The 26,888-nt window shown below is 75.9% G+C and carries 22 protein-coding genes; 15 read left to right on the top strand and 7 right to left on the bottom strand.

What is annotated here, in order from left to right:
* Positions 1-150 precede the first annotated feature (150 nt).
* Positions 151-1,332 (bottom strand): alpha-hydroxy-acid oxidizing protein, encoded by a 1,182-nt coding sequence (locus QSK03_RS22165; RefSeq protein ID WP_285656772.1) that lies wholly within the window; start codon positions 1,330-1,332, stop codon positions 151-153.
* A gap of 103 nt (positions 1,333-1,435) precedes the next feature.
* Here QSK03_RS22165 and QSK03_RS22160 point away from each other — a divergent pair, with 103 nt between their 5' ends.
* Both QSK03_RS22160 and QSK03_RS22155 read left to right on the top strand, forming a co-directional pair.
* Positions 1,436-2,356, top strand: coding sequence for a TIGR03564 family F420-dependent LLM class oxidoreductase (locus QSK03_RS22160; protein WP_285656769.1), 921 nt, complete (start codon positions 1,436-1,438; stop codon positions 2,354-2,356).
* Entirely contained in the window at positions 2,353-3,882 is a 1,530-nt protein-coding gene (locus QSK03_RS22155) for an argininosuccinate lyase (RefSeq protein WP_285656766.1), read from the top strand. The genes QSK03_RS22160 and QSK03_RS22155 overlap by 4 nt, the downstream gene beginning before the upstream one ends.
* A 27-nt stretch (positions 3,883-3,909) precedes the next feature.
* Here the strand turns inward: QSK03_RS22155 and QSK03_RS22150 are convergent, their stop codons facing one another.
* The 5 genes from QSK03_RS22150 to QSK03_RS22130 all read right to left on the bottom strand — a co-directional run bounded on the left by QSK03_RS22150 (position 3,910) and on the right by QSK03_RS22130 (position 9,078).
* Positions 3,910-5,016 carry a cobalamin-independent methionine synthase II family protein gene (locus tag QSK03_RS22150; protein WP_285656764.1) on the bottom strand — a complete coding sequence of 369 codons (1,107 nt, stop codon included), beginning with the start codon at positions 5,014-5,016 and terminating at the stop codon, positions 3,910-3,912.
* Positions 5,017-5,158: 142 nt separating this feature from the next.
* Positions 5,159-6,127, bottom strand: a complete 969-nt coding sequence (locus tag QSK03_RS22145; RefSeq protein ID WP_285656762.1) for a 1-aminocyclopropane-1-carboxylate deaminase/D-cysteine desulfhydrase — start codon at positions 6,125-6,127, stop codon at positions 5,159-5,161.
* Positions 6,124-7,461, bottom strand: a complete 1,338-nt coding sequence (gene xcbD, locus QSK03_RS22140; protein ID WP_285656760.1) for a 3-sulfopropionylcysteine synthase XcbD — start codon at positions 7,459-7,461, stop codon at positions 6,124-6,126. The genes QSK03_RS22145 and xcbD overlap by 4 nt, the downstream gene beginning before the upstream one ends.
* Before the next feature lie 7 nt (positions 7,462-7,468).
* Positions 7,469-8,323, bottom strand: coding sequence for an XcbA family protein (locus tag QSK03_RS22135; RefSeq protein WP_285656759.1), 855 nt, complete (start codon positions 8,321-8,323; stop codon positions 7,469-7,471).
* Positions 8,320-9,078, bottom strand: a complete 759-nt coding sequence (locus QSK03_RS22130) for a phosphosulfolactate synthase (protein ID WP_285656757.1) — start codon at positions 9,076-9,078, stop codon at positions 8,320-8,322. Before QSK03_RS22130 ends, QSK03_RS22135 begins: the two co-directional genes overlap by 4 nt.
* A 121-nt stretch (positions 9,079-9,199) precedes the next feature.
* Between QSK03_RS22130 and QSK03_RS22125 the strand changes: the two genes are divergently transcribed.
* The 12 genes from QSK03_RS22125 (at position 9,200) to QSK03_RS22070 (ending at position 24,267) form a co-directional block, all read left to right on the top strand.
* The gene (locus tag QSK03_RS22125) at positions 9,200-10,552 is read left to right on the top strand and encodes an FAD-dependent oxidoreductase (protein ID WP_285656755.1); all 1,353 of its coding nucleotides are present in this window, start codon (positions 9,200-9,202) and stop codon (positions 10,550-10,552) included.
* Entirely contained in the window at positions 10,549-11,268 is a 720-nt protein-coding gene (locus QSK03_RS22120) for an SDR family NAD(P)-dependent oxidoreductase (protein WP_285656752.1), read from the top strand. The genes QSK03_RS22125 and QSK03_RS22120 overlap by 4 nt, the downstream gene beginning before the upstream one ends.
* On the top strand, positions 11,265-12,035 hold the full coding sequence (locus tag QSK03_RS22115) for an SDR family NAD(P)-dependent oxidoreductase (RefSeq protein ID WP_285656750.1): 771 nt from the start codon (positions 11,265-11,267) through the stop codon (positions 12,033-12,035). The genes QSK03_RS22120 and QSK03_RS22115 overlap by 4 nt, the downstream gene beginning before the upstream one ends.
* Positions 12,032-12,934 (top strand): CoA transferase subunit A, encoded by a 903-nt coding sequence (locus tag QSK03_RS22110; RefSeq protein WP_285656748.1) that lies wholly within the window; start codon positions 12,032-12,034, stop codon positions 12,932-12,934. Before QSK03_RS22115 ends, QSK03_RS22110 begins: the two co-directional genes overlap by 4 nt.
* Entirely contained in the window at positions 12,931-13,740 is an 810-nt protein-coding gene (locus tag QSK03_RS22105; protein ID WP_285656746.1) for a hypothetical protein, read from the top strand. The genes QSK03_RS22110 and QSK03_RS22105 overlap by 4 nt, the downstream gene beginning before the upstream one ends.
* An 11-nt stretch (positions 13,741-13,751) precedes the next feature.
* On the top strand, positions 13,752-15,728 hold the full coding sequence (locus QSK03_RS22100; protein WP_285656744.1) for an acetate--CoA ligase family protein: 1,977 nt from the start codon (positions 13,752-13,754) through the stop codon (positions 15,726-15,728).
* 420 nt (positions 15,729-16,148) lie between these two features.
* Positions 16,149-17,168: a Gfo/Idh/MocA family protein gene (locus QSK03_RS22095; RefSeq protein ID WP_285656741.1), complete on the top strand. Its 1,020-nt coding sequence runs from the start codon at positions 16,149-16,151 to the stop codon at positions 17,166-17,168.
* On the top strand, positions 17,165-18,304 hold the full coding sequence (locus tag QSK03_RS22090) for a DegT/DnrJ/EryC1/StrS family aminotransferase (protein ID WP_285656739.1): 1,140 nt from the start codon (positions 17,165-17,167) through the stop codon (positions 18,302-18,304). The genes QSK03_RS22095 and QSK03_RS22090 overlap by 4 nt, the downstream gene beginning before the upstream one ends.
* Positions 18,301-19,413 carry a YveK family protein gene (locus QSK03_RS22085; RefSeq protein WP_285656736.1) on the top strand — a complete coding sequence of 371 codons (1,113 nt, stop codon included), beginning with the start codon at positions 18,301-18,303 and terminating at the stop codon, positions 19,411-19,413. Before QSK03_RS22090 ends, QSK03_RS22085 begins: the two co-directional genes overlap by 4 nt.
* Positions 19,410-21,062: a lipid II flippase MurJ gene (locus QSK03_RS22080; protein WP_285656735.1), complete on the top strand. Its 1,653-nt coding sequence runs from the start codon at positions 19,410-19,412 to the stop codon at positions 21,060-21,062. Before QSK03_RS22085 ends, QSK03_RS22080 begins: the two co-directional genes overlap by 4 nt.
* Positions 21,056-23,224 carry a sugar transferase gene (locus tag QSK03_RS22075; protein ID WP_285656733.1) on the top strand — a complete coding sequence of 723 codons (2,169 nt, stop codon included), beginning with the start codon at positions 21,056-21,058 and terminating at the stop codon, positions 23,222-23,224. The genes QSK03_RS22080 and QSK03_RS22075 overlap by 7 nt, the downstream gene beginning before the upstream one ends.
* Positions 23,221-24,267: a GNAT family N-acetyltransferase gene (locus QSK03_RS22070; protein WP_285656731.1), complete on the top strand. Its 1,047-nt coding sequence runs from the start codon at positions 23,221-23,223 to the stop codon at positions 24,265-24,267. The genes QSK03_RS22075 and QSK03_RS22070 overlap by 4 nt, the downstream gene beginning before the upstream one ends.
* On the opposite strand, the gene QSK03_RS22065 is transcribed toward QSK03_RS22070, so the two are convergent.
* Complete coding sequence (locus tag QSK03_RS22065) at positions 24,255-25,415, bottom strand: lipid II:glycine glycyltransferase FemX (RefSeq protein ID WP_285656729.1); 1,161 nt, start codon at positions 25,413-25,415, stop codon at positions 24,255-24,257. The two genes, QSK03_RS22070 and QSK03_RS22065, sit on opposite strands and share 13 nt — an antisense overlap.
* Positions 25,416-25,507: 92 nt before the next feature.
* Between QSK03_RS22065 and QSK03_RS22060 the strand changes: the two genes are divergently transcribed.
* Positions 25,508-26,767 carry an FAD-dependent monooxygenase gene (locus QSK03_RS22060; protein ID WP_285656728.1) on the top strand — a complete coding sequence of 420 codons (1,260 nt, stop codon included), beginning with the start codon at positions 25,508-25,510 and terminating at the stop codon, positions 26,765-26,767.
* The last annotated feature ends 121 nt before the right edge of the window (positions 26,768-26,888 follow it).

Genomic DNA, 26,888 nt, shown 5'->3' with positions numbered 1-26,888 from the left:
GCCACCAACACCTTGACCCCACCAAGCGCTACCAAGGCCGCCTCACCCCCGCGGCCTGACCACCAAGATCCGAACCCGCGACACAACCACCGAGACTCGGCCTTGACAGATCACCCGAGACAGGACACCTGCTATAGCAGGCCGAACTGCTCACGTGCGCGTAGCGCACACCGCGTCGGGGGCGGCGTGCAGGTCGGCGAGGTCGCGGTGGCCCGCGAGCCCGAGGGTGGTGTCCAGCTCGGCGAGCACGCAGCGCACGACGTGGCGCACCCCGGCCTCGCCGCGCAGCGCGAGGCCGTAGGCCCAGGGCCGCCCGAGGAGCACCGCGTCCGCGCCGAGCGCCAGGGCGACCGCCGCGTCGGCGCCCGTGCGGATGCCGGAGTCGAACAGCACCGGCACGCGGTGCCCGACCGCCGCGACGACGCCGGGCAGCGCCGACAGGGCGCCGACCGCACGGTCGACCTGCCGCCCGCCGTGGTTGGAGACGATCACGCCGTCGGCGCCGGCGTCGATCGCGATCTCCGCGTCCTCGCCCCACTGCACGCCCTTGACCAGCATCGGGCCGTCCCAGTGCGCGCGGATCGGCTCGAGGCGGTCCCACCCCCAGGCCGTCCCGGTGAACAGCCGCTGGCGCAGGTCCGCCGCGGCGACCAGGTCCTCCTCCGGGGGACGCGCGAGCAGCGACCGGAAGGCGGGGTCGGAGAACGGGATCGCCGTGCCCACCCCGCGCAGGAAGGGCAGGTGGCCGCGGTCCAGGTCGCGCGGGCGCCAGCCGAGCGTCCACGTGTCGAGGGTGACGAGGAGCGTCGTGAACCCCGCGGCCCGCGCGCGGTCGAGCAGGCTGCGGGCGACGTCGTCGTCGAGCGGGCGGTAGAGCTGGTACCAGCGCGGCCCGTCGCCGGCGGAGTCAGCCGCCGCGGCGACCTCCTCCGTGGTGTGCGACGCCGCCGTCGAGAGCACCATCGGCACGCCCAGCGCCGCGGCCGCCCGCGCCGTCGCGAGCTCGCCCTCGTCGTGCAGCAGCGACTGCACGCCGATCGGGGCGAGCAGCAGCGGCGCCGGCATCGCGGTGCCGAGCACCGTCGTCGACCAGTCGCGCTCGGCGTTGTCGCGCAGCAGCCGCGGGACGAGCCCGTGACGGTCGAACGCCGCGAGGTTCGCCCGCATCGTCGCGCCGGACCCGGCACCGCCGGCCACGTAGTCGAACGCCGCGCCGGGCAGTACGCGCTCGGCCGCGGCCTCCAGGCGGGTCGGGTCGGTGGGCAGGTCGGGCACCACGCCGTCGCGCCCCGCCCGGTAGATCTCCGCGCCGTAGCGGTCGGGGCCGGCCATCGGGACATCATCTCCGCGCGCCCGCCGCGCCGACCAGGGCGATCGCGCGATTCGTCCCGGCCGGACATGGTCGCCCGCACCGGGTGTGTCCGATGCTCCGGTCATGGCGCGGGGCCTGCGCATCGGCATCACGGTCGGCGGCGAGGTCGTCGGACGTCCCGGCCCGCCCGCGGAGGTGGTCGACGACGTCCGCCGCGCCGAGGAGGACGGGTTCGCGAGCGCCTGGACCGTGCACTTCTCCCGCGCCGTCGACGCGCTGACGACCCTGACCGTCGCCGGCGGCGCCACCACGCGGATCGCGCTGGGTGTCGGCGTCGTCCCGACCTACCCCCGCCACCCGCTCGCGCTCGCGCAACAGGCGGCGACGGCCCAGGCGTTCTGCGGCGGCCGGCTGACCCTCGGGGTCGGCGTCTCGCACCGTCCGGTGATCGAGGGCCTGCACGGCCTGCCGTACACGAGTCCCGCCGACCACCTGCGCGAGTACCTCGCGATGCTCGTGCCCCTGCTGCGCGGCGAGGAGGTCGCGGTCGACGGCGAGCACCACCGCGTGCACGGCGGCTTCCGGGTGCCGGGCGCGGCGCCGGTGCCCGTGCTCGTCGGCGCGCTCTCGCCCCGCATGGTCCGGGCGGCACGCGAGGCCGACGGCGTCGTCACCTGGCTCGCCGGGCCCCGCACGCTCGGCGAGCAGATCGTCCCGGACCTCGGCCACGGCAAGCGCGTCGTCGCCGCCCTGCCCGTCGCCGTCACCGACGACCCGGACGCCGCGCGCGGGGCCGCCGAGGACGTCTTCGCCCGCTACGCCGCGCTGGACAACTACCGCCGGCTGTTCGAGCGCGAGGGCGTGGACTCCGTCGGCGACCTCGCCGTCGCCGGACCGGAGGGGGTCGTCGAGGCCGCCGTGGACCGGCTCGCCGACCTCGGCGTCACCGAGCTGTGGGCCGTCCCGTTCCCCACCGGCGCCGACACCGACGGCGCCGCGGCGCAGCGCACCCGGTCCCTCCTCGCGGAGCTGGGCTCGCGGTGAGCGGGCGCTACGCCGACGAGCTCGTCGAGGGCGGCTTCGCCGTCGAGGTCGCCGACGCCCCGCTGCTGCACGACGGGCTCAACGTCGCCGATCTCGCGCACCTGCTCGTGCTGCGCGAGCGCGGGATCGTGCCCGAGCACGTCGTGCCGCGGCTCGCGGCGGTGCTGCGCGAGGCCGACGCGACCCCGGCCGGCGAGTTCGGCTACGACCCGGAACACGGCGAGGTCTACTCCTGCCGCGAGCGCCGCTTCGCCGCCGCGATCGGCCGGGACGCGGGCTGGCTGCACGCCGGACGCCCCCGCCGCGAGGCCGTCCGGATCGCCCTGCGGCTCCGCGTGCGTCGCGACCTCGCCGCGCTCGTCACCGCCGCCGCCGACGTCGTCCTCGCGACCGCACGGGCGGCGGACGCGCACGCCGAGACGCTCATGGTCGAGCACACCTACCTCCAGCACGCCCAGCCCTCGACGCTCGGGCACCACCTGCTCGGCGTCGCCTACCCCGTCCTGCGCGACGTCGAGCGGCTCGTCGCCGAGCTCGACCGGCTCGACCGCAGCCCGGCCGGCGCGGGCGGGGTGAACGGCAGCCCGCTGACCGGCGAGCGCACCCGGACCGCGGCGCTGCTCGGGTTCGCGGGCGTCATCGAGCACACGGGCGACGCGATGTGGCAGGCCGACGGGCTCACGGCGGTCGTCGCGCACGCGGCGGGCCTCGTCACGACCCTCGACCGGCTCGCCGAGGACCTCGAGATCTGGAGCAGCGAGGAGTTCGGCTGGGTGCGGCTCGCGGCCGGGCACACGCGCACGAGCGTGCTCATGCCGCAGAAGCGCAACCCGTACGCGCTGACGATGGTGCGTGGAGAGGCCGGCGTGCTGATCGGGCGGGCGACCGGGATGCTCGCGCTGGCCAAGAGCCCGTCGGCGCGCAGCGACCAGCTGATCTTCGCCTACGGCGAGGTGCCCCGCGCCCTCGACCTCGCGACGCGGGCGACGCGCCTGATGGCCGAGGTGGTGGCCGGCCTCGAGGTGGACGCCGCGGCGATGGAGGCGACGCTGCGCGCCGGGTTCTCGCAGGCCGCGGACCTCGCCGAGCACCTGATGATCACCGCAGGCCTCGACTACCGCAGCGCCTACGACGTCGTCGGCGCCGCCGTGCGCCGCGCCGAGGCCGAGGGTCTGGCCGGGGTCGACCTCACCCCGTCGATGCTCGTGGACGCGGCCGCCGCGACCGGGCTCGAGGCGGATGCCCTCGGCCCGGTGGTCGACGGCGACCTCACCGCGGTCCTCGACCCGGCCGCGATCGTGCGCAGCCGCGACTCCCGGGGCGGGGCGGCGCCGTCGGTCGTGCGGGCGATGGCGGCGGACTGCGCCGAGGCCGCCGAGATCGTCCGCGCCGACGTGATGGCGCGGCGGGCCCGGTGGGACGACGCCGAGGACGACGTCCGGCGCCGCGCCGCGCGCCTGGCCGGCAATGACGCAGGGGCTCCAACACGTGATCGAAGTACCGATACGGACGCTGAGCGTCTGTGACGGCACTTCGCTGACACACCCGGTGCGTCAGCCCAGGGACTTCCGGACGATATCGGTGCCCGCGACGAGGGCGTGGAGCTTGTCGATCGCGATGTAGCGCTGGAGCAGGATCAGGCCGCAGTCGGTGGTGACGCCGAGGCGGTCGGCCGGGATGTACTCCAGCAGCCGGTGGATGCGGTCGGCCACCTGCTCGGCGGTCTCGGTGATCGTCGACTTCACGTCGATCACCCCGGCCCAGAACATCATGTTCTCGGGCAGCGGGTGGTTCTTCATGACGTCGAGGCCGGACAGGTCGTCCGAGCGCCGCCCGCAGCTCTCGAGGTTCAGGATGTCGATGTTCGCCTCGTAGGACTTCGGCACCACCGACGCCGTCGCCGACGGCTCCGCGCCGCGGCGCTGCGTGAGGTCGAAGATCTCGCCGGCCTCGGCCGTGTCGTCGGGCATGTACGCGGGCGTGCCGCCCCAGTTGCCCCAGCAGACGTGGCAGATGATCTGAGCGTTCTGCACGCCCTGCACCGCGCGGTTGAACGCGTCGATGGCCCACTCCTCGTAGAAGTAGGGCCACGTGAACTCGTCGAGCTGGATGAAGTCGACGCCCATCGCGTCGACCTCGAGGAGATCGTCGTTGATCGCGGCCGCGATCGCCATCGCCCGGTCGCGGGGGTTGTCGTAGTGCAGGTCGTTGGTGGCCTGGGCCAGCACCTGGATGCCGGTGTACTGGACCTTGGTGGCCTTGCGGGTCGCGCGCTTCAGGGCCCGCGCCTGCTCGACCATGATCGCGCCGCGGCGGCGGATCTCCTCGTGCGCGGTGCCGGCGTGCAGCCGGCTGTAGATCGGGAAGCCCAGGAAGCCGCCTTTGAGGTCGTAGCCGAGCCGGCGGTAGTAGTAGTACAGCGCCTGGTCGGCGTAGTTGTCGCCGTGCAGGCGGCCGTCGGTGACGATGTCGAGGCCGGCCAGCTCCTGGTCGGCGACCATCGCGGCCATCGCGTCCTGGAAGGACTCCTGGTTGAAGGAGTCCGGGGGCTCCCGGTCGCCGGTCCACGACCGGACCGGTCCGGCGTCCCACCACCGCGGGTTGGGGTAGTTGCCGACCATCGAGGTGGGGATCAGGATGTCGCGGTCGCCGACGCGCATGGGTGGACCTCCCGGGGTCCAGTGTGTCGTGGATCACAGGTCGGGTCGACGGTCCCACGGGAGCCGTGCCACGGCCGGAACCCTGTCCCACGGGGACGGCGGGCTCGTCCCCTCAGGACGGCTCGGGACCGCTCGGGACCGCTCAGGACACGAGCGGCGGCGTCGTGAACAGCGTCGGCGCCCCGCCGCTGACGAGGAACACCAGCGGGCCCGTGACGTCCCCGCGTGCCGCGGCGGCGAGCAGGCCGGCCATCGCCTTGGCGGCGAACACCGGGTCGAGGAACACGCCCTCGGTGCGCGCGACAAGGGCCGCGGCCGCCTCCCCCTCGGCCGACCGGTGCCCGTAGCCCGGGCCGAGGTGCCCGCCGAGGACCGTCGGCGGCGTGGCCGGCGGGGGCACCCCGATGCGCTCGGCGGCCTTCGCGGACAACGCCGTCACCCGCTCCACGCACTCGGCGACCGGCCGGCTGACGGTCACCCCGGTGACGGGCCCGAGGCCCTGCCAGTGCGCCCCGGCGTGCAGGCCGGCCTGGGTACCGCACGAGCCGGTGGCCAGCCAGATGCCGCGCGGCCCCACCCCGACCGCGGCGAGCTGCCCGGCGAGCTCGACGCTCGCGTGGACGTAGCCGAGCGCGCCGACCGGCGTCGCGCCGCCCCGGCCGAGCACGTAGGGGTGCCGGCCGAGGACGCGCAGCTCCTGCGCGACCGTCTCGACGCCGGTGTCGACCGAGGTCCGGTCGGGGTCGCCGGTGAACCGGACCGTCGTCCCGACCAGCGCCGCCAGCGCGGTGTTGCCCACCGCGGGGACGCGGTCGCCGTAGCAGACGAGCGTCGCGCCCAGGCCGTGCACGCGGGCCGCGAGCGCGGCGAGCATCGCCCAGTTCGAGCCGGGCCCGCCGCCGGTGACGAGGTGGTCGCAGCGCCGGGCGAGCGCGTCGGCGACGAGGAACTCCAGGCCCCGGACCTTGTTGCCCCCGAGACCGAGGCCGGTGAGGTCGTCGCGCTTGAGCCAGATCTCCACGCCGGCCTCCGCGGAGAGCCGGGGCGCGGGCTGCAGCGGCGTCGGCAGCGTCGCGAGGTGCACGCGCGGCTGCCCGAGCAGGCCGGTCACGGCGGGTGCCGGGCGACGATCCGGTCGACGAAGGCGGTGGCCGCGCCCAGGGCACGGTGCGGGTCGCGCGCGGCGGCGACCTCGGCGGCGTCGAGCAGGCCCTCGGCGACGAGGCGGTCGCCGAGGTCCTCGCCGGTGTCGCGGGCGGCCATCGCGGCGGCGTACACGGCGTCGTGCGCGGTGTGCTTGCCGAGCTTCGCGGCGACCGCGGCCATGAGCGGTTCGGAGGTCATCGCGGCGCCGTGGGAGTCGAGGTTCGCCCGCATCCGCGCCGCGTCGACGGTCAGGCCCTCCAGCAGCGTCGCCGCGAAGCGCAGCGCGACCCCGGTGAGCTGGCAGGCCTCCGGCAGCGCGATCCACTCGGCCTTCCAGCCGCGCCCGTCGCGCTCGTGCAGGGCGACCAGGCCCTCGAGCGCCACCGCGGCGTCGGCGCGCACGAGGCGGGCGAGGGTGTCGAGGTGCTCGGAGAGCTCGGGGTTGCGCTTGTGCGGCATGGTGATGCTGCCGACCGTGCCGGCGACGACGGGCTCGCCGACCTCCCCGATCTCGGGGCGCTGCAGCTCGACGATCTCGTTGCCGATCTTGGCCAGGGTCCCGGTGACCATCGCGAGCAGCCCGATGAACTCGACGACGCGGTCGCGCGCGGTGATCCACGGCAGGTCGGGGACGCCGAGCCCGAGCCGGCGCGCGAACGCGTCGAGCAGCGGGAGGTAGGCATCGCCGAAGAACTCCCCCGTCCCCAGGGCGCCGCCCAGCTGCACGACCTCGAGGCGCGGGCGGGCCTGCGCGAGCCGCTCGAGGTGGCGGTCGAGCTCGTCGGCCCACACCGCCACCTTGAACCCGAACGTCACCGGCAGCCCGGGCTGGGCGTGCGTCCGCCCGCACAGGACGGTGTCGCGGTGCCGGCGCGCGAGCGAGACCGCGGCGTCGCGCACGCGGGCGACGTCGCGGGCGACCACGTCGCCGGTCGCGCGCACGACCATCGCGAACCAGGTGTCGCTGACGTCCTGGACGGTCGCGCCGTAGTACACCCACTCCCGGGCCCGCGCCGGCAGCACCGTGCGCAGGGCCGCGATGAGCCCGTGCGTCGAGTGCCCGGAGCGCCGGGTGCCGGCCCCGATCTCGGCGAGGTCGAGCTCCTCCACCCGCGCGTGCGCGGCGATGTCCTCGGCGGCCTCCGTCGGCACGAGCCCGACCTCGGCCTGCGCCGCGGCGAGCGCGGCGAGGATCGCGAGCCACGACCGCGTCCGGCCCGTGTCGTCGAGCTGCTCGTGCAGCTCGGGTGTGGTCCAGAGGTGGCCGTAGATCTCGGAGTCGGCGAGGTGGGTGGACATCGGACCGCTAGAGGAGGAGGTTCCGCAGGCCCTCGCGGACCTCGTCGAGGCTGGCGCCCCACGGCACGACGGCGGCGCGGTCGTCCTGCTCCAGGCCGCGCTCGAGCAGGCAGCACTTGGTGAGCGTCAGCACGTCGGCGTGCCGCTGCCGCGGGCACAGGTCCACGCGCGGCGGGTCGTCGCCGTAGAAGTGCTCGTGGAACTGCAGCGAGCGCTCGCAGCCGATCATCAGCCAGTCGCCGCGGTCGGCCGGGCGCGTGTCCAGGTACGCGACGTCGGCCCCGCCGAGGTCCGCGCCCGACCCGCGGCAGGGCAGCAGGTAGTGCGGCGCGGGGTGGGCCGCGACGAGGTCCTCCACCCGGATCGCGTCGAGCACGAGCTCCACCGGCGGCAGGTCCTCGTCGAACGCGACGGCCTGGCGGGCCTGGTCGAGCAGCTTGGGCGGCTCCGGCGGCACGACCTCGGTGACGCGCACCGGCACGTGCGCGGGCCGGTGGATGAAGTTGACGTGCTCGAAGCGCCCGAGCACGACCGTGGTCAGCGCGCCCGGCACGGCGGCGCCGGCCAGCGCCGTCGCGTTCCCGACGTCGACGTCCGGGGCCTCGACCCAGGCGGTGTCGTCGGGACCGGAGTGCACGCGGACCTCGGTGACCGGGGCGAACAGCGGGCCGGTGTCGTGCCGCACCTCCGCGAGTGCCGTCGCACCCCCGTGGCGCAGGGCGAGGAACTCGGTGCGCCGGTAGACCTCGCGGCCGAGGAGGTGCTCGGTGATCGCCGCGGTCGTCAGCGGGACGTCGACCTCCTGGACCGACAGGCCGCGGTAGGGGTGGCTGCGGAGGTTCGCCACACCGCCCGGGATCACGGCCGCACCGCCGTGTCCGCCCGCAGCCCCAGGCGCAGGGTCTCGACGGCGAGGACGTCGTCGGGGGCGACGTTGCCGAGGTTCACATCGGCGCCGAAGCGCCGCACGAACCACGCCTGCTGAGCCTTCACCGGCGCCTCGAAGATCACCCGCTCGACGGGGACCGTCCCGGCGATCTCCTCCACGAGCGGGGCACGGACCGCGCCGTCGGGGTCGTAGAGCCCGACCGTGCCCGACTCGCGGCCCTCGGCCACCACCCACGTCGCCCCGGCGGCGAGCCCGGCGTTCATCTCGTCGGCCCATTCCGCCGCCGCGACGGGCACCGCCGCGTCCTTGACGCCGGCCTCGGCGAGCACGACGAAGTCGGCGGACAGCTCGGCGACGAGCGCCCGCTGCTGCCCGGGCGCCATCCAGCCGAGGCCGTTGGAGACCTCCAGGGCGTCGATGTCCTCGGCCGCGGCCCAGCGCCGCAGGGCGTCCAGCTCGCCCTGGGCCACCGCGATCTCGGTGAGCGTGCCGCCGAGGCAGACGATCACCCCGGCGCGCTGGTAGGCCGCCACCCGCTGCTTGAGCGACCGGTCGAGGTACCCGATCCCCCACCCGATCTTGACGACGTCGACGAGGTCGGCGGCGGCGGCCAGCAGGCCCTCGACGGACGCGGCCGAGGCGCCCTTGTCGAGGACGTGGGTGATCCCCGAGGTGCGCGGCTTCGCGGTACGGAGCGGGAGCCGCAGGAAGTCGGGACGATCCCACACCAGGGGGAATCTACGAGCGACGCAGCGTCGCGGGCCTCGTCCCACCAGGACCAAGAGCCACGGAGTCTTCGGTCCCGCGGGATGTGCCCGCGCTCACGCGGGCGACCGTAGCGTCGCCGCCGTGACCGGGCGTCTGGTGGTCCTCGGCGGGGGCGCCGCCGGGATGTCCGCCGCCTCCGCGGCGCGGCGCGTCGACCCGGATCTCGAGATCGTCGTCCTCGAGGCGACCGGCTGGGCCGCGGCCGGGCTCTGCGGCCTGCCCTACCACCTCGCGGGCCTCGTCCCGCGCCCCGAGGACCTGGTCGCCTATCCCGCGGCGTACTTCCGGGAGCGCCGCGGCCTGGACCTGCGCACCGGGGTCACCGTGCGCCGGCTCGACGCCGCGGCCCGCGTCGTGGACACCGCGGACGGGCCGCTCGGCTACACCGCGGTCGTCGTCGCCACCGGCGGCGCGCCGGCGACCCTGCCGCTGCCCGACCTCGGCGGCCGCCCGTCGTTCGCCGTGCGCACCGTCGAGGACCTGGTCGCCCTGCGCACGCTGCTCGACACCGGCGCGGTGCGGCGCGCGCTGGTGATCGGTGCCGGCTACATCGGGCTGGAGACCGCCGAGGCGCTCGCGCACCGGGGCGTCGCCGTCACGGTCGCCGAGCGGCTGGCGCGGGTGCTGCCGACCACGGTCGACCCCGAGCCGGCGGCGGTGGTCGAGGAGCACGTCCGCGAGCACCTGCGGGATCGGGGGGACCTGCGGCTCGGCACCGACGCCCTCGCCCTCGCCGCGGACCCGTCCTTCGACGTCGTCGTGGTGTGCACCGGCGTGCGCCCGGCGGCGGCCGTCGCCGCGCAGGCGGGGGCGCACACCGGCCCCGGCGGGGCGCTGCTCGTCGACGACCGGATGCGCACCTCCCTGCCCCACGTCCTCGCCGCGGGCGACTGCATCGCCCCCCACCACCGCGTGCTGGGCGGGCCGGCGTTCGTCCCCCTGGGACCGACCGCGAACAAGACGGGGCGGGTGGCCGGGACGGTCGCGGCCGGCGGTGACGCCCGGTTCGCGGGCGTCGTCGGCACCGCGGTGGTCAAGGTGTTCGACCTCGAGGTGGCGCGCACCGGCCTGACGCTCGCCGAGGCCGAGGCCGCCGGCCTCCCCGCGGTGGCCCAGGACGTCGTGAGCCGCAGCCGCGCGAAGTACTACCCCGGGGTGCGGCCGGTGCACGTGCGGCTGGTGCACGAGCCGGGCGGGCGGCTGCTCGGGGCGCAGATGGTCGGTGTCGAGGGCGCCGCGAAGCGCATCGACGTGATCGCGGCGGCGCTGCACGCGGAGCTGTCGGTCGACGACCTCGCCGACCTCGACCTGTCGTACGCGCCGCCCTACGCGCCGGTGTACGACCCGGTGCTGGCGGTGGCGCAGGCGGCGCAGCGCGATCTCCGGGACGCGCAGCGGAGCGTAGCCGGACCATCGAGTCTGGCCGCACGGTGATCGCCGTCGTCACCGGCGGCGCCTCCGGCATCGGGAAGGCGACCTGCACGGCGCTGCGGGCCGAGGGGTTCACGCTCGCGGTGCTCGACCTCGACGTCTCGGCGGTGGACCCCGGCGACGGCGGATCCGCGCGGGTCGCCGACGTCAGCGACGCCGGCGCCGTCGAGGCGGCGTTCGCGGCGATCGTGGCCGAGCACGGGCGGATCGACGTGCTCGTGAACAACGCCGGGATCACGGGCGGGCCCGCGGCGACGGTGTGCCACGAGACGCCCGTCGAGGACTTCGACCGCGTCCTCGCCGTCAACGTGCGCGGGCCCTTCCTGTGCAGCCGCGCCGCGCTCCCGACGATGCTCGCCCAGGGCGCGGGGCACGTCGTCACGGTCGCCTCGGCGGCCGGCCTGGTCGCGTTCCCCGGGCGCCACGCCTACACCGCGTCGAAGGGCGGCGCGCTGATGCTGGCGCGGTCGATCGCGCTCGACTACGCCGGCACGGGAGTCCGCTCCAACGCCGTGTGCCCCGGGTTCGTGCGCACCCCGATGACGCAGTGGCGCCTGGACGTGCCGGAGCTCGCGGCGGCGGTCGAGGCGAACATCCCGGTCGGCCGCGTCGCCGAGCCCGAGGACGTCGCCGACGCGATCGCGGTCCTGGCCTCGGGCCGCATGGGCTACATGACCGGGCACGCGCTGGTGGTCGACGGAGGGTGGACGGTGCGATGACGGGCAGGTTCGACGGCAAGGTCGTGCTCGTGACCGGCGCCGGGTCGGGCATCGGGCAGGCCGCGGCGCTGCGGTTCGCCGACGAGGGCGCGTCGGTGGCGGTGCTCGACATCCGCCCCGAGCTCGCGGCGCTGACCACGATGATGATCGAGAAGGAGCACGAGGACCACGCGCTCGCCCTGGCCGCGGACGTCGCGGACGCGACCGAGGTCGACACGGCCGTCGACCTCGCGGCGCACGAGTTCGGCCGGCTCGACGTGGTCTACAACAACGCCGGGATCATGGAGCTCGGCTCGGTCGCCGAGACCGACGAGCAGCGCTGGGACCGCGTGCTCGCCGTCCACGCGAAGGGCACCTACCTCGTCTCCCGCGCCGCCGGCGAGCACATGGGCGAGGGCGGGTCGATCGTCAACCAGGGCTCGGTCGCCGCGCTCGTCGGCGTGGCGCACCTCGCGGCGTACAGCGCGGCGAAGGGCGCGATCGTCGCGCTGACCCGCGCCATGGCCGCCGACCTCGCCCCGCGCGGCATCCGCGTCAACGCGATCTGCCCGGGCACCTGCCACACCCCGATGACCGAGCCGCTGTTCCGCACCCGCGGCGAGGGCGACGTCGAGGCCGGGGTCGCCGCGACCGTGCCGAGATATCCCCTGGGGCGCCTCGGGACCGCCGAGGACATCGCCGCGGTCGCGTGCTTCCTCGCCAGCGACGAGGCGTCGTTCATGACCGGCGCCGTGGTCACCTCGGACGGGGGGATGACGGCCGTATGACCACCTTCCACCTCGGCGGCGACAAGCGCGCCTCGCTCGCCGACGCCGCGGGGCTGGTGCGCGACGGGGCGATGGTCGCGCTCGGCGGCGGGCTCTGCGCGCGGCTGCCGATGGCGCTCGTGCGCGAGCTGCTGCGCCAGGACCGGCGCGGCCTGCACGTCGTCGGGTCGGCGCACAGCATCGACGTCGACCTGCTCGTGGCGGCCGGCGCGGTCGCGGTGTGCGAGGAGAGCTACGTCGGGTTCGAGCAGGACCTCGGCCTCGCGCCCGCGTACCGGCGGGCGGCGGCGTCCGGCGCGATCACGGTCCGGGAGAGCTGCTGCGCGACGGTCCTCGCGCAGCTGCGCGCCGCCGAGGCCGGCGTGCCGTTCATGCCGGTGCGCGGGATCAAGGGCACCGACATCGAGGGCCTGCACCCCGAGTACGCGCGGGCGACCTGCCCGTTCACCGGCGAGGTGCTCGTCGTCGTGCCCCCGCTGCGTCCCGACGTCGCGCTGGTCCACGCCCCGCTGGGCGACGCGGCGGGCAACCTGCACCTCGACCAGCCCTACGTGCTCGACGAGCGCTTCGCCCACGCGTCGGCGCAGGTCGTCGCCACCGTCGACCGGCTCGCGCCGACCGCGGAGGTCGCCGCGGCCGGGGTGACGGTGCCCGGCCACGTCGTCGCGGCCGTCGCCGAGGTGCCCTACGGCGCGCACCCGTCGTCCTGCTACCCGGGCTACGCGTACGACCGCGCGCACCTCGCCGAGTACCTCGCGCTCGCGGCGGCCGACGAGATCGAGAAGTACCTCGACCTCTACGTCCACGTCGGCGAGGAGGCGTACCGCGACGAGGTCGACCCGGTGCGGCTCGCGTCCTGGTCGGAGTCGGAGGCGGACTGGCGGGAGCTCTTCCGGTGACCCCGTGGACGTTCGACGAGTGGTTCGTGGTCGCCCTGGCCCGCACGATCGCGGACCGCGAGGTGGTCTTCCACGGCTTCGCGAGCCCGTGCGCGCAGGTCGCCATGCACGTCGCGAAGCGCACCCACGCCCCGGACTCCCTGCTCGTCGAGGGGGCGACGTACGCCGTGGACCCGGTGCCCGTGTTCGTCCCGCCGACGAGCAACGACCTCGCGCTGCACCGCGACGCGGTCTACCGGATGCGGTTCGAGGAGTTCTTCGACGCGGCGTGCCGGGGCGCGGTCGACCGGATGTTCCTGTCCGGCGGGCAGATCGACGCCTACGGCAGCACGAACGTCACCGGCATCGGCCCGTGGCCGCACCCGAAGATCAAGCTCGGCGGCGGGGGCGGCGGCGGCAACATCTCGGCGAGCATCGGGACGCTGACGGTCTGGACGACGCGGCACCGCTCCGGGCGCACGCTCGTCGCCGACCTCGACTTCCTCACCGACATCGGCCACCGGACGCGCGAGGGCACGCGCGCCGAGCTGGGCTACACCGGCGGCGGCCCGCAGTGGCTGGTCACCGAGCTGGGCGCGTTCACCTACGACGACGAGGGGCACGCGGTGCTGCGCGGGCTGTGGCCCGACGTCGACCTCGCCGACGTCGAGGGCGCCACGGGCTTCGACGTCCGCCGGGACCTCGGCGAGCTCGCCCTGCTCGCCCCGCCGACCGAGGCCGAGCTCGCGGCCCTGCGCGCGGTCGACCCGCTCGGGGTGCGGCGCTCGGAGTTCGCCGACGCCGAGCTCGCCCGGGCGTTCCCGTGAGGCTGCCACCGATGCTGCTGGAGGCGCTGTTCAGCCCCCGCCGCGTCGCCGTCGTCGGGTACTCCGACCGCGCCGGGTCGCTCGGCCACGTGCTGGCGACGAACCTCGCCGACTTCCCCGGCGAGGTCGTCCCGGTGCGCGGCGGGGAGTCGCTGCGCGACGTCGACGGGGAGATCGACCTCGCGGTGGTCTCGGTGCCCGCGCCGGCGGTGCCCGACGTCGCGGCGGACGCGGCGGCGAAGGGCGTCGCGGCGATGGTCGTGCTCTCCGGCGGGTTCGCCGAGGTCGGGCCCGACGGCGCCGACCTGCAGGCCCGGCTCGTCGCGCAGGCCGGCCCCGTGCGCGTCGTCGGCCCGAACTGCTTCGGCATCCAGAACTGCGACCTGCCGCTCAACGCGTCGATGGCCACCGGCCTGCCGAGCGGGGGCGGCGGGATCTCGCTGGTCAGTCAGTCCGGGGCGTACGGGATGGCGATCCGGACCCTGGCCGTCGACGAGCGCACCCGCTTCGCGAAGATCCTCGCGCCGGGCAACACCTGCGACGTCACCATCGCCGAGCTGCTCGGCGAGCTGTCCGCCGACCCGGCGACCCGCACGCTGTGCTTCCTGCTCGAGTCCCTGGCCGACGGGCGCGCGTTCGTCGCGACGGCCCGCCGCACGGGCCGCGAGAAGCCGGTGATCGTCGCCAAGACCGGCCGCTCGGCCGCGGGCGCCCGCGCGGCCGCGTCGCACACGGCGGCGCTGGCCTCGTCGGAGAACGTCTGGCGCGGCGTCTTCGCCCAGGCGGGCGTCGTCGAGGTGTCGTCGGGCCAGGAGCTGCTCGACGTCGCCCGCGCGCTCGACGGGCAGCCCCGGCCCGCCGGCGACCGTGTCGCGGTGATCACGAACTCGGGCGGCGTGGGCGTCGAGCTGTGCGACCTGCTCGCCGACGAAGGGCTCGTCGTCCCGGCGCTGTCGGCGCCGCTGCAGGAGACGATCCGCGCGATGCTGCCCGCCTTCGCGAGCCCCGTGAACCCGGTCGACGTCACGCCGGTGTGGTCGCGGTTCGCCGAGCTCTACCCGGCGATCACCGACCTCCTCGCCCGCAGCGGCGAGGTCGACGTCGTGGTGCCCGTGCTGCTGCAGCGCGCGGCGATGGACGCGGCGACGGCCGAGGGCCTGCGGGACGCGGTGGCGGGGCTGCGCGCCGACGGCGTCGACGTGCCGGTCGCCGTGTGCTGGGTCGCCCCGCGCGACGCCCGCCCCAACGCCGACCTGTTGCAGGAGAGCGGCGTCCCCTGCTTCGACTGGCCCGCCCGCACCGCGCGGGCGCTCGGGCACGCGCAGCGGTGGGCGCGCTCGCGCGAGCGGCCGCTGCCCGCCGTGCGCGCGGTCGAGCCCGCCGCCGCGCCCCCGCCGCTGGACCCCGCCGCGGCCGCGACGTTCCTGGCGCGCTTCGGGGTGCCCACGGCGTCGTCGACCACCTGCGCCACGCCGGACGCGGCGGTCGCGGCGGCGACGTCCTTCCCCGCGGTCGTGAAGATCGCCGAGGCCGCGCACCGCACCGAGCTGGGCGGCGTCCGTGTCGGGCTCGGGACCGCCGAGGAGGTGCGCGCGGCGGCCGTCGAGCTCCTCCCCCACGGCCCGGTGCTCGTGCAGCCGCTGCTCGCCGGCGTCGAGGTCGCGGTCGGCGCGCTGCGCGACCCGGTGTTCGGGCCGGTCGTGATGGTGGGGCTGGGCGGGATCTGGATCGAGGTCCTCGCCGACGTCGCCTTCGCCCTCGCCCCCCTCGACCGCGCCGACGCCCGCGCGCTCCTGGGCCGGCTCCGGGGATCGGCGCTGCTCACCGGCGCGCGCGGGGCCGAGCCCGTCGATCTCGACGCGCTCGCGGACGTCGTTGTCGGCGCCGGCGACGCCCTCGTCGCGGCCGACGACGTCACCGGGATCGACCTCAACCCGGTCCTCGCGACCCCGTCCGCGGCCGTCGCCGTCGACTGGAAAGTCACCTGATCCGCCCTTCCCTGACGCGACGGGAACGGACGAGAAACGTCAGCCCTGTTCTCAGAACGACCACGAACGAATCGCGATCCACCGCCGGGAGATCCGCGCACAGGCCCCGGAATTGATGTCTTTCGCTCGCACGCGGCGCGCTGGCATGCTGATCTGTGGCCGGCCGGCCGCTGATCGGGAATGCTGATCTCGTTGTGACCGGAATTAGACGTGAATGTCGTCGACCGGTGACCAACCGGACATGCACGAGATGCGTCTCTGGTCACGGGGCAGCACCATCTATTCATGGTCACCTTTCGCGACGGAGATCGCCGGCCGGGAGGAGGTGGAAACGAGCAGCGCAGACGGAGCGCCCGGAACGGTTGCGCAATACCGTTCCGAGAAGGGCGATCCGCGGGTAGCGACAGATGGGGGGAATGAATGGTTGAGCGTATCGGAGTAGTGGGTTACGGCTATTGGGGCTCGAAGCACGTCCGCGTGCTGAGCAGCCTGCCCGGCGTCGTCGTGAGCGTGATCGACGCGAATCCGGACCGTCTGGTCGAGGCCCGCCGCGTGCACCCGGCTGTCCGGGTCGAGCAGGAGCTCGGGGCGGCGTTACCCGAGCTCGACGCGGTCGTGGTCGCGGCGCCGCCGGGTGCGCACAGTGCGCTCTCGCTGCGGGCGATCGAGGCCGGCGTGGGCGTCCTGGTCGAGAAGCCGCTCGCCACCACGGTCGCGGACGCCGAGCTGATGGTCGAGCGCGCGGCCCAGAACGGCGTGTGCCTCATGGCCGGCCACACCTTCGAGTACAACGCGGCGGTCTGGAAGCTCAAGGAGATCGTCGATTCCGGCGAGCTCGGGCGCATCCTCTACGTCGACACCGCCCGCCTCGATCTGGGCCGGTACCAGAGCGACTGCAACGTCATCTGGGATCTGGCACCGCACGACATCTCGATCATTTCGTATCTGCTCGACGAGATTCCGGCCCGCACCGCGGTCTGGGCCCAAGGCTGCGTCGGACGCCGCTATTCGGACGTCGCCTACCTGCAGATGACCTTCGAGAACAGCGACGTCCACGCCTACACCCACGTGAGCTGGCTGGACCCCCGCAAGGTGCGCCGGGTGACCGTCGTGGGAGAACGCAAGATGGCGGTCTACAACGACCTCTCGGACAACGAGCGCATCCGGGTCTACGACATCGGTGTCGACGTCCTCGAATCCGACGACCTCCACGCGATGCCGGTCTCCTATCGCACGGGCGACATCGTCTCGCCCTACGTGCAGTTCTGCGAACCGCTCACGGTGCAGGACAGCCACTTCGTGGAGTGCCTGCGGACCGGCCGCCGTCCGGACACCCCGGGCGAACGCGGTCTCGACGTGGTGCGGGTGCTCGCCGCCACCGACGAGGCCGCCGTGGAGCCGACCGTCCCGGTGCACCGACCGATGCGGACCGCGTCGTGACGCTGATCGACCGCGCGGCGGGTCCCACGGACGACATGCCGGTGCCCTTCCTCGACCTGCGGGCCGTCCACGCCCGCACGCGCCCCTCCCTCGACGACGCCTGGGGCGCGGTGCTGGCGCACGGCCAGTACGTCGGCGGGCCGGAGGTCGCCCGGTTCGAGGCCGAGTTCGCGGCCTACTGCGGCGCACGCCACGCCGTCGGCGTCGGCAACGGCACCGATGCGCTCGAGCTGATCGTGCGCGGCCTCGGGATCGGCCCCGGCGACGAGGTGGTCGTCCCGGCCAACACGTTCGTCGCCACCGCCGAGGGCGTCTGCGCAGCGGGGGCGACGCCCCGGTTCGTCGACGTCGACCCGGACACGCTGCTCCTCGACCCCGACGCGGCCGCGGCCGCGATCGGGCCGTCGACCGCCGCGATCATCGCGGTGCACCTCTTCGGTGCCGTGGCCCCGATGGAGCCGCTCGCCGCGCTCGCCGCCCGGCACGGGCTGGCCCTCGTCGAGGACGCCGCCCAGGCGCACGGCGCCCGCTACGACGGGCGCCGCGCCGGGAGCCTCGGGCGGGCGGCGGCGTTCAGCTTCTACCCGGGCAAGAACCTCGGAGCCCTCGGCGACGGCGGCGCGGTCGTCACCGACGACGGCGACCTCGCCGAGCGGGTCCGTGGCCTCGCCGACCACGGCCGGCGCCGCGGCGACCGCGACCACCACGACCGGGTCGGGCGCAACAGCCGCCTCGACACGCTCCAGGCCGCGCTGCTCTCGGTGCGCCTGGGCTCGCTCGACGCCGAGAACGCCGCCCGGCGCCACGTCCTGGCGCACTACCGGGAGCGTCTGCCCGCGTCGTGCCGGCCGGTCGACGTCGACCCGCGGGTCGAACCGGTCGTGCACCTCGCCGTCGTCCGGATCCCGGACCGGCCCGCCCTGATCGCCGCGCTGACCGCGGCCGGTATCGGGTGGGGCGTGCACTACCGCGTCCCCTGCCATCTCCAGCCGGCGTTCGCCGGGTCCACCGGCGCGCCCCCGCGGCTGCCCGTGGCCGAGGAGGCAGCCGGCCGGATCCTGTCGTTGCCCTGCTCGCCGACCCTCGGCGAGGACCGTGTCGAGCGCGTGTGCGATGTGGTGAGGAGCGTGTCATGACCTCCGAGGACCCGAAGGAGGGCTCGAGCAGGCCGACGGTGTCGGTGCGCCGCTTCGCGGCCCCGGCCTGGCGCCCGGACCCGGGCCCGGCGGGCAAACCCTCCGTGCCGAGCGCGCGGACGTCGACCGAGTCCGGCACGGGCGACCGGTCCCATCCGCTCGACGACGACGCCGCGACGACCGAGATGTCCGACCGGACCGACCAGCCCGAGCGGGCCGAGGAGCCCGGCGGCGCGGCCGAGGGCGGCGGGTCGCTGCTCACGGGCTCCCCGCCGGGACCCGCCGGCACCGGCGCCGGATCCGGCGGCACCGACGGCGTCGGCAGCCGGGACGGCGCGTCCGCGCGCCGCGCCACCGACGCCCCGGACGGGGTGCTGCACGGCAGCGACGTCCGCCGGCTGGGCGTGATCGGCCTGGTGATCGTCGTGCTCGGTGCCCTGGTCGGGTTCGGGGCCTCGTTCCTGTGGCCCGCGCAGTACGTCGGGCGCGCGACGGTGCTCTACGTGATCTCGCAGGACCAGCCGACGGGCTTCCTGCGCGAGGACCGCAACCTGACCACCCAGCAGCTGCTCATGTCGAGCAACGCCGTGACCGCGCCCGTGGCCGGACAGTTCGGCCTGAGCGCAGAGGACCTGCAACGGAAGATGACCGTGACGCTGGCCGACGGCAGCGAGCTCCTCACGGTCGACGTCCGCGACCCGTCCCAGGACCTCGCCGTCCGGATCGCGGCCGCGGTGAGCACGCAGTACCTGCAGGTCAGCGCGGCGTCTCAGCCCGTGGCCGACCAGGCCCGGTTCCTCCAGGACCAGCTGAACGTCGTCGCGGGCCAGATCAACGCCCTGCAGACGGCGAACACGCCCGCGTCGCTGGCGCAGCTGCCCGCGGTGTCGCTGCGCCAGAGCCAGCTCGCCCAGCAGCTCGACCAGGTCAACCTCGTGCAGATCGCGCAGCCGACGGCCCGGCTCGTGGTCCCCGCCTTCCCGGTGGGGCAGGTCAGCCCGCGGCCGTGGTTCGGGGCGGCCACCGGTGCCGTCGCCGGCCTGATCGTCGCCATCGTGACGGTCGCGGTGCTGGCCCGCCGCCGGCACCGCGCTGCCCGGTCGCGGTGACCGTGCGGCCCGCCCGGGCGCGGGACGGGACCCCGCACCGGAGAGGGGACGGCGGCGACGACGGGGGCACGGCCCGGGGCTCGCTCACCACGGCCGGCTGGACGGTCGTCAGCCGCGTCACCGGGCTGCTGCGGGTGGTCGTGATCGGGGCCGCGCTCGGGCCGACGTACTTCGCCAACCTGTTCCAGTCGGCGAACCAGGTGCCGAACCTCACCTACGAGGTCGTCGCCGGCCCCGTGCTCGCGCTGGTCGTCGTGCCCGCGGCGGTGCGCGCGCGGGCGCCGGGCGACGCCGGGGGACCACGGTCGCCCGATCTCCTCGGCGGTGTCGCCGGGCTGCTGACGGTGGTGTCGGCGGCCGTGGCGGGCCTGCTGGTGCTCGTGGCGCCGGTGGCCGCCTGGGTGCTGACCGCGGGCGTCGACCTCTCGGGCGAGCGGGGCCGGGCCTGGCTGGTCACGGTGGTGCTCATCGTCCTCGTGGCGCCGCAGGTCGTGCTCTACGCGCTGGCCTACCTCGGGGCGGCCGCCCAGCAGTCGCGGCGACGGTTCGCCCTGCCGGCCGCCGCACCGGCGATCGAGAACGTCGTGCTGATGGCGGTCGTGGGCGCCGTGGTGCTGGTCCACGGGGCCGGGGTGGAGATCGACACCGCGTCGCCGGCGGTCGTGCTGCTGCTCGGCGGCGGGAGCACGCTGGCCGTCGCGATCCACGCCGCGATCCAGGTCGCCGGCGCCCGCGCGGCCGGGGCACCGGTCCGCCCGCGCCGGGGATGGCGGGACGACCCCGAGGTCATGGCGGTCGCGGTGCGCCTGCGGCGCTCGGTGCGGGTGGCCGCGCTGCCGGCGGCGGGCGTGTTCGGGCTGATCGCCGTGGCCGGCACCGTGCCTGGCGGGGTCTCGGTGTTCTGGCTCGCCTACAGCCTGGGCGCCGTGCCGACGGCGCTCGGCGCGCGGGCCGTGACCGCGGCCGTGCTCCCCTCGCTGTCCGCGGCGTCGCAGGCGCGCCGGGACGCGGACTTCGCCGCCGGGTGGCGCCGCGGCCTGACCTACTCGTCGCTGGTCAGCGTGCCGGCCGCCGCGCTCATGGTGACCTTCGCGGCGACCCTGGCCGCGATCCTCGCGGTGGGCGAGCTGCGCTCGGCCGCGATCGTGACGGCCCTGGCGGTCTGCATCGTCGTCATCGGGATCTCGCAGCTGTTCGGCTCGACCTACGAGATCGCCCGCCAGGCCCTGTTCGCGCGGCTCGACACCGCGACGGCCGGGCGGGCGAGCGACCTCGGGTTCGTCGCCGTCGTTGTCGTCGCGGGCGCCTCGTTGCTGACCTCGGACGCCGTGGTCCGCCTGGCGCTGCTCTGCGGCGCCGTGGTGGCCCGCGACGTCGTCGCGTCCGTGGTCGTCCTGACCCGGCTCCGGCGCGAGATCCGCCCCGAGCCGCTGGTCGACGGGCGCGCGATCGGCGTGGTCCTGGTGGCGACGGCGGCGATGGCGCCCGCGCTGTGGGGCGGCCGGGAGGTGCTCGCGACCGCGCCCCCGGGCGGGTTCGCCGCGATCGCCGCGGTGACCGTCGCGTCCGCCGTGGCCGTCGGCTGCTTCGCGGGCACCGCCCGGGTGGCGACGGTGCTCGCCCGCGGCCGCCGGGGTGCGCCGTGCTGACCGGGGCGGCCCCCGGCCCGGCGCGGCCCGTGGGCGGCGGCGCGCTCGTCCCGGTGGTCACCGCGGTCGCCGTCGCGATCGTGGGCTCGGCGGTCGCGGCGCCGCTGGCCCAGGGCACGCCCGCGGTCCTGGTCGGGCTCGCGGCGGTCGCGGTCGCGCTGGCCCTGGTCGCGCTGAGCTGCGCGCACCCGGTCGCGGGCACCTTCGTCTACGTCGCGACGCTGCCGTTCCTCGCCGGCATCGAGCGCGGGGCGCTGCTGCCGCTGATCCGCCCCAACGAGGCGGTGCTCGTGCTGGTGGTGCTCGGCGCGCTGCTCGGGTGGGCCCACCGCTGGCTGCGCGACGGCTCCATGAGCCTGCCCGCCCCACACCCCGTCGACGGGCCGTTGGCGATCTTCCTCGGGCTCTACACCCTCTGGCCGGTCTGCTGGATGATGCTGCGCGGCCTCACCCCGGAGGGCAGCGACCTCGCGGCCATCCTGCCGCTGCCGAAGCTCGTGGCCCTCTACCTCCTCGTGCGGCTCACCGTGCGCACCGACGCCGAGGTGGTGCGGCTGCTGCGCCTGGTGGTGTGGCCGGCGGCGGTGGTCGCGGTGATCGCCGTGCTGCAGGTGCTCGCGGTCGCCCCGGTGCTCTCGCTGCTGTCGACCTTCTGGATGTCGGCCACCGACGCCCCCGACGACCTCGCCGAGCGCGGCACCACCACCCTCGGCTCGCCGCTGTCCACCGGCGACTACCTCGTGCTCGCGCTCGTCGTGCTCGTCTGCTGCGGGATGCGCGGCCTGCTCGGGCGCCGCGAGCGCCTCGTCGCCGGCGGCCTGCTGGTGGTCGGGATCCTGGCCAGCGCGCAGTTCACGGCGTGGCTCACCGCGCTGATCGCCGGGGTCGCGATCCTCGCCCGCTTCCCGGACCTGCGCCGGCGGGCGGCCCGGCTGTGGCCGGTGCCCTTCGTGGTGGCGCTGCTCGCGGTTCCGGTGGTGGTGAGCCGCCTGCAGGACGTCACCACGGCGGGCATCCCCGTGAGCTGGGCGACCCGGTGGGACAACCTCACCCACTACTACCTGCCCGTGCTGGGCGGGTTCCGCTTCCTGCTCGGGATCGGGCCGAGCTCGGTGCTCCCGGCCCAGGAGACGTGGCGCGACGTCGTGTACCTGGAGAGCGGCTACCTCGAGTTCCTGTGGGTCGGCGGCGTGCCGCTGCTGCTGGGGTTCCTGTGGTTCGGCGTCGCCGTGCTGCGCACCGCCCGGGACGGCGCGGCCGGGCCCGGTCCCCGCGGTGCGGTCGCCGAGGCGCTGCGCGTCGCCTGGTGGACCCTGCTGGTCTCGACCGTCCTCGACCCGCACCTGACCCTGCGCGGCAGCGGCGACCTGCTGTTCGTCCTGCTCGCCCTCGTCGTCGGCCACCGGACCCGCACGCTCGCACGGCCCGACCCCGGCCCCTCGCGCACCGCGGCCGCGGCGGGCGGCTGGGGACCGCCGAGCGCCGTGACCGCGGGCGGCCCGGTGCCGCACGCGGGTGACACCCCGGGCGGCCGGGCCGAGGCCGCGGTCCGGCGCACGCTCGACGTCGCCGGCGCCCTGGTCGGCCTGGTGCTCCTCGCGCTGCCGATGCTCGTCATCGCGGCCGTCGTGCGGCTCGACAGCGCCGGCCCCGCGCTGCTGCACCAGCGGCGGGTCGGCGTCGACCGGCGCTCGTTCGTGCTGCTCAAGTTCCGCACGATGTACCTCGGCGGCTCCGACGAGGCGCTGCGGGCGCTCGTGGCCGCCGAGCTGCGCGGCGAGGACACCGCGATCGACGGCAGCACGAAGCTGGCCGGCGACGCCCGGGTGACCCGCATCGGCGCCTTCCTGCGCCGGACCAGCCTCGACGAGCTCCCCCAGCTGATCAATGTCCTGCGCGGCGAGATGAGCCTCGTCGGGCCGCGGCCCTGCCTCGAGTGGGAGGCCCCGCTCTTCCCGGCGGACTACGCCAGCCGGTTCGCGGTCCGCCCCGGCCTGACCGGGCTCTGGCAGGTCGAGGGCCGCAGCACGATGGGCACGCTGGAGATGCTGCAGCTCGACGCCACCTACGTGCAGGCGCGGCGCAGCCACGGCGTCCGCGGCGACCTCGTCATCCTCGCCCGGACCGTGCCCGCGCTGGTCCGCCGGGACGGTGCGCGGTGACGGCCACCGGGGTCCGGGCCCCCGTCGTCCTCGACCCGGGCACCGACCCGAGGTGGGGCGAGCTCGTGGGCAGCGGCCGGGGGTCGCTGTTCACCTCGCCGCCGTGGATCCGGGCGGTCGCCGGGACCTACGGGTTCAGCCCCCGCGCCCGCGTCCTCGTCACCTCCGACGGGACCCCGCGGGCGGGGATCGCGCACGTCGACGTGGACGACGCGCGCGGCCCGCGCCGGGTGAGCCTGCCCTTCGGCGACCGGGCGGACCCGGTGGCGGGCGCCGACGAGGACCTCGACGTGCTGCTCGCCGACCGGCCGCCGGGCACGCCCTGGACGCTGCGGGCCCTGGAGCCGACCGGGCTGCTCGCCGTCCCCGGCCGGGTCGTCACCGGCCGCGCCGCCTGGCACGCCACGACGGTCACGGGCGCAGCGGAGGATGTCTGGGCCCGTCTGTCGGGCACGGCGCGGCGCAACGTCCGGGCGGCGGCCCGCCGGGGGGTCACCGTCCGGGCCGACACCGGACCCGAGGGCGTCCGGGCGTTCCACCGCCTGCACGTGGCCCGCCGCAAGCGCCGCTACGGGATGCTCGCGCCGCCGGCGGCCCTGTTCGACGCGATCTGGCGCGAGTTCTCCAGCTCTGGCGGCGTGGTGACCCTGCTCGCCGAGCACGAGGGTCGCACCGTCGGCGGCGCGCTCTTCTGCGAGTGGGACGGCGTCCTCTACTACAAGTTCGGAGCCTCGCGGGACGACCGGCTCGACGTGCGGCCCAACGACGCCCTGTTCTGGGCGGGGCTCGAGCACGCTCACGCCCGCGGCCTGCGCCGGGTGGACTGGGGCGTCAGCGACCTCGACCAGCCCGGGCTCGTCGCGTTCAAGCGCAAGTGGGCCGACGTCGAGGGCTCGGTGGTGACGGTGCGGCTCGGCCCGCGCCCGGACTCGGCTGGCGTCGACGCCATCCTCGCCGCCGCGACCGCGCTGCTCACCGACCCGGCCGTGCCCGACGAGGTCAGCGCCCGCGCCGGCCGCGACCTCTACCGCTACTTCTGTTGAGCGCCGGAGGGGTCATGGGCGGAGAGGGAGAACGCCGGGCGACCGGGGCGCGCGCCGCGCAGCCGCTCGGCGAGCGCCCGCACCGCCGCCCGGCCACGGGGGTTGCGGCGCACCGTGTCGTAGGCCAGCCGCACCGGCGCCGGGACGATGCGCTCGACGGCGGGCGGGTAGGCGTACGGGACCCCGCCGAACGACAGCTTCGCGCGGTCGCCGCCGGGCCAGCGCTCCGGATCGTCGGTCCGCCCGGCGAGCAGGTCGTCGAGCATGCCGGTGTCGATGCCCCCGAAGTCGAACCAGCGGTAGCCCTGCCCCCGGGCCCACCGGATCTCCGCCCAGCGCATCGCCCCGGGGACGCTGAGCTTGCCCGCCTCGCCGGAGCGGTCGAACCCGCCGAGCCGGCCCTTGATCACGCCGCCGCACCCGGTGAGCAGGTCCGCGGCGACCGGGCGCCCGTCCACCTCCCCGACGAAGAGCACGGCGTGGTCGGGGGCGAGCTCCCGGTGGAACGCCTCGACGTAGGCCGCGGGCAGCGGGTCGTAGCCCTGGTGCTCGGCGGTGCGGGCCATCAGCGCGGCGAGCAGCGGGACGTCCCCGGCGTCGCCGCGCCGCACGGTCACGCCGCGCTCGGGCCACTTGTTGGTCCAGTACCGCAACCGGCGGCCCAGGCCAGCGCGCAGCGTCTCCTCGTCGGCGGCGAGATCGAGGCGCAGCGTGCCGGCCGGGGAGATCCCCGCGTCCGACGGGCGGAACCCGCGCCCCAGCAGGGCCCGGCTCGCCTCCTCGCCGTCGTCCGGCGGCTGCACGAACAGCGGCCGCAGCGGCCCGGCGAAGCGGTCGAGGGCCGCCGCGAGGGCGGTCACCGTCGCCACGCGGTCCGGGGCGTCCCGGGCCACCACCGGGCCGGAGGGCACGTAGGCGAGCGCCGCCGGGCCGACCGGGCGCAGCAGCACCTGCGCCCCGCCGACGAGCCGGCCGTCCTGGCGGGCGAGCAGCAGCCGGGAGCGGTAGCCGAGCGTCGCCCGCACCCGGGCCCACGCGCCGAGCTGGTTCACGTCGGTGCCGGGGGTCGCGACGACGAGCGCGTCCCAGGCGGCGCGGACCTCCGCCGTCGGCGCGGTGGGCGCCTCGACGGAGACGTGGCGGTTCACCCCGCCAGCGTCGCAAAGAAGAGCGGCAGGACCCAGGGGCCGGACCGGCCGGTCGCCGACGGACGAGAGCGAGGCCGAGGACCGGTGAGGACGTGACTGCGCGCAGGAGACGGATCGCGTGCGTCGGTGGCGGGCCCGCGGGCCTGTGCACCGCCATCGGCGCACGCCGGGCCGGGGTCGCCGACGAGGTGGTGGTCGTCGAGCGCGATCCCGCGGGCGTCACCCACGGCTGGGGGGTGACGTTCTGGGACGAGCTGCTCGACGCGCTGCACCGCCACGACCCGCCCACGGAACGGGCCCTGCGCGCCGCCGCCGTGGTGTGGGACGGCCAGGTGCTGCAGGTGGACCGGCGGGCGCCGGTGTTCCTGGGCGGCTCGGGCTATGCGGTGGGCCGGCACGCCCTGCTCGCGCTGCTGGCCGACCGGGCCCGCGAACTCGGCGCCGAGGTGCGCTTCGACGCGACCGCGGCGGACGTCGAGGACGCCGTCGACGGCGCGGACGTCGTCGTCGCCGGGGACGGGGTCGCCAGCGGCCTGCGCCGCCACCACGCCGAGCGCCTCGGGGCCGACGTGCGGGAGAGCGGGCACCGCTACATCTGGCTGGGCAGCCCGCACCCGTTCACGACGTTCACCTTCGCGTTCGTGGGGACCTCGGCCGGCTGGGTCTGGTGCTACGGCTACGTGTTCGGCAGCGACCGCAGCACGGTCGTCGTCGAGTGCGCCGAGGCGACCTGGCGCGGGCTGGGCCTGGACACGATGCCCGCGGCGGAGTGCCTGCTGACCCTGGAGCGGCTCTTCGCGCACCTCCTGGACGGCGCTCCCCTCTGGATCGCCCCGACCCGGCGTCCGCCCGACGGCGCGCCCGCTCCGTGGGTCCGCTTCCGCCGCGTGGACAACCGCCGCTGGCACGACGGCCGGGTGGTGCTCGCCGGCGACGCCGCCCACACCACCCACTTCTCCATCGGCTCGGGCACCACGCTCGCGCTCGGGGACGCGATGGCGCTGACCCGCCGCCTCGCCGGGGTCGACCTCGGCTGCGACGCCTCGGTCGAGCGCGCCCTCGCCGCCTACGAGGCCGAGCGGCGCGCGGTGCTGCGCCCGCTGCAGGCCGAGGCGGACCGCAGCACGGCCTGGTTCACCGGGCTCACCGACGGGCTCGGGGGTCGGCCCGACGACCTGGCGCTGGGCTGGTCGCTGGCCCGCCGCTGCCACGACGAACCCGCGTGGCGGTGGTACCTGCTGCGCGCGACCCAGGTCCCCGCGCTGCGGGCGCTGCGCAGCTCGGCGGAGTCGGTGCGCCGCCAGGTCCGCGCCCAGCGCCGCGAGCTCGCCGGCTCGGGGCGGCGGTCGTGAGCGGGCGCCGGGGTGTGTCAGCGAAGTGCCGTCGCAGACGCTCAGCGTCCGTATCGGTACTTCGATCACCCGGGACCCGGGCGCGCCGGCTCCCGCACGTCGTCGTCGCGCTCGCCGGTCT

It is taken from the genome of Actinomycetospora sp. NBRC 106375, assembly GCF_030269665.1.
In the GTDB taxonomy this organism is placed as follows: Bacteria; Actinomycetota; Actinomycetes; order Mycobacteriales; family Pseudonocardiaceae; genus Actinomycetospora.
Note: the sequence above shows the minus strand (reverse complement) of the source record. Positions and strands in the feature narration are given on the sequence as shown.

Bases quoted from the DNA above. Each gene is read 5' to 3' on its own strand.
- QSK03_RS22110 (WP_285656748.1), top strand. From the start codon at position 12,032: ATGACCACCTTCCACCTCGGCGGCGACAAGCGCGCCTCGCTCGCCGAC.
- QSK03_RS22150 (WP_285656764.1), bottom strand. From the start codon at position 5,016: ATGCGCGTCGGCGACCGCGACATCCTGATCCCCACCTCGATGGTCGGC.
- QSK03_RS22095 (WP_285656741.1), top strand. From the start codon at position 16,149: ATGGTTGAGCGTATCGGAGTAGTGGGTTACGGCTATTGGGGCTCGAAG.
- QSK03_RS22115 (WP_285656750.1), top strand. From the start codon at position 11,265: ATGACGGGCAGGTTCGACGGCAAGGTCGTGCTCGTGACCGGCGCCGGG.
- QSK03_RS22100 (WP_285656744.1), top strand. From the start codon at position 13,752: ATGCTGCTGGAGGCGCTGTTCAGCCCCCGCCGCGTCGCCGTCGTCGGG.
- xcbD (WP_285656760.1), bottom strand. From the start codon at position 7,461: ATGTCCACCCACCTCGCCGACTCCGAGATCTACGGCCACCTCTGGACC.
- QSK03_RS22160 (WP_285656769.1), top strand. From the start codon at position 1,436: ATGGCGCGGGGCCTGCGCATCGGCATCACGGTCGGCGGCGAGGTCGTC.
- QSK03_RS22165 (WP_285656772.1), bottom strand. From the start codon at position 1,332: ATGGCCGGCCCCGACCGCTACGGCGCGGAGATCTACCGGGCGGGGCGC.
- QSK03_RS22085 (WP_285656736.1), top strand. From the start codon at position 18,301: ATGACCTCCGAGGACCCGAAGGAGGGCTCGAGCAGGCCGACGGTGTCG.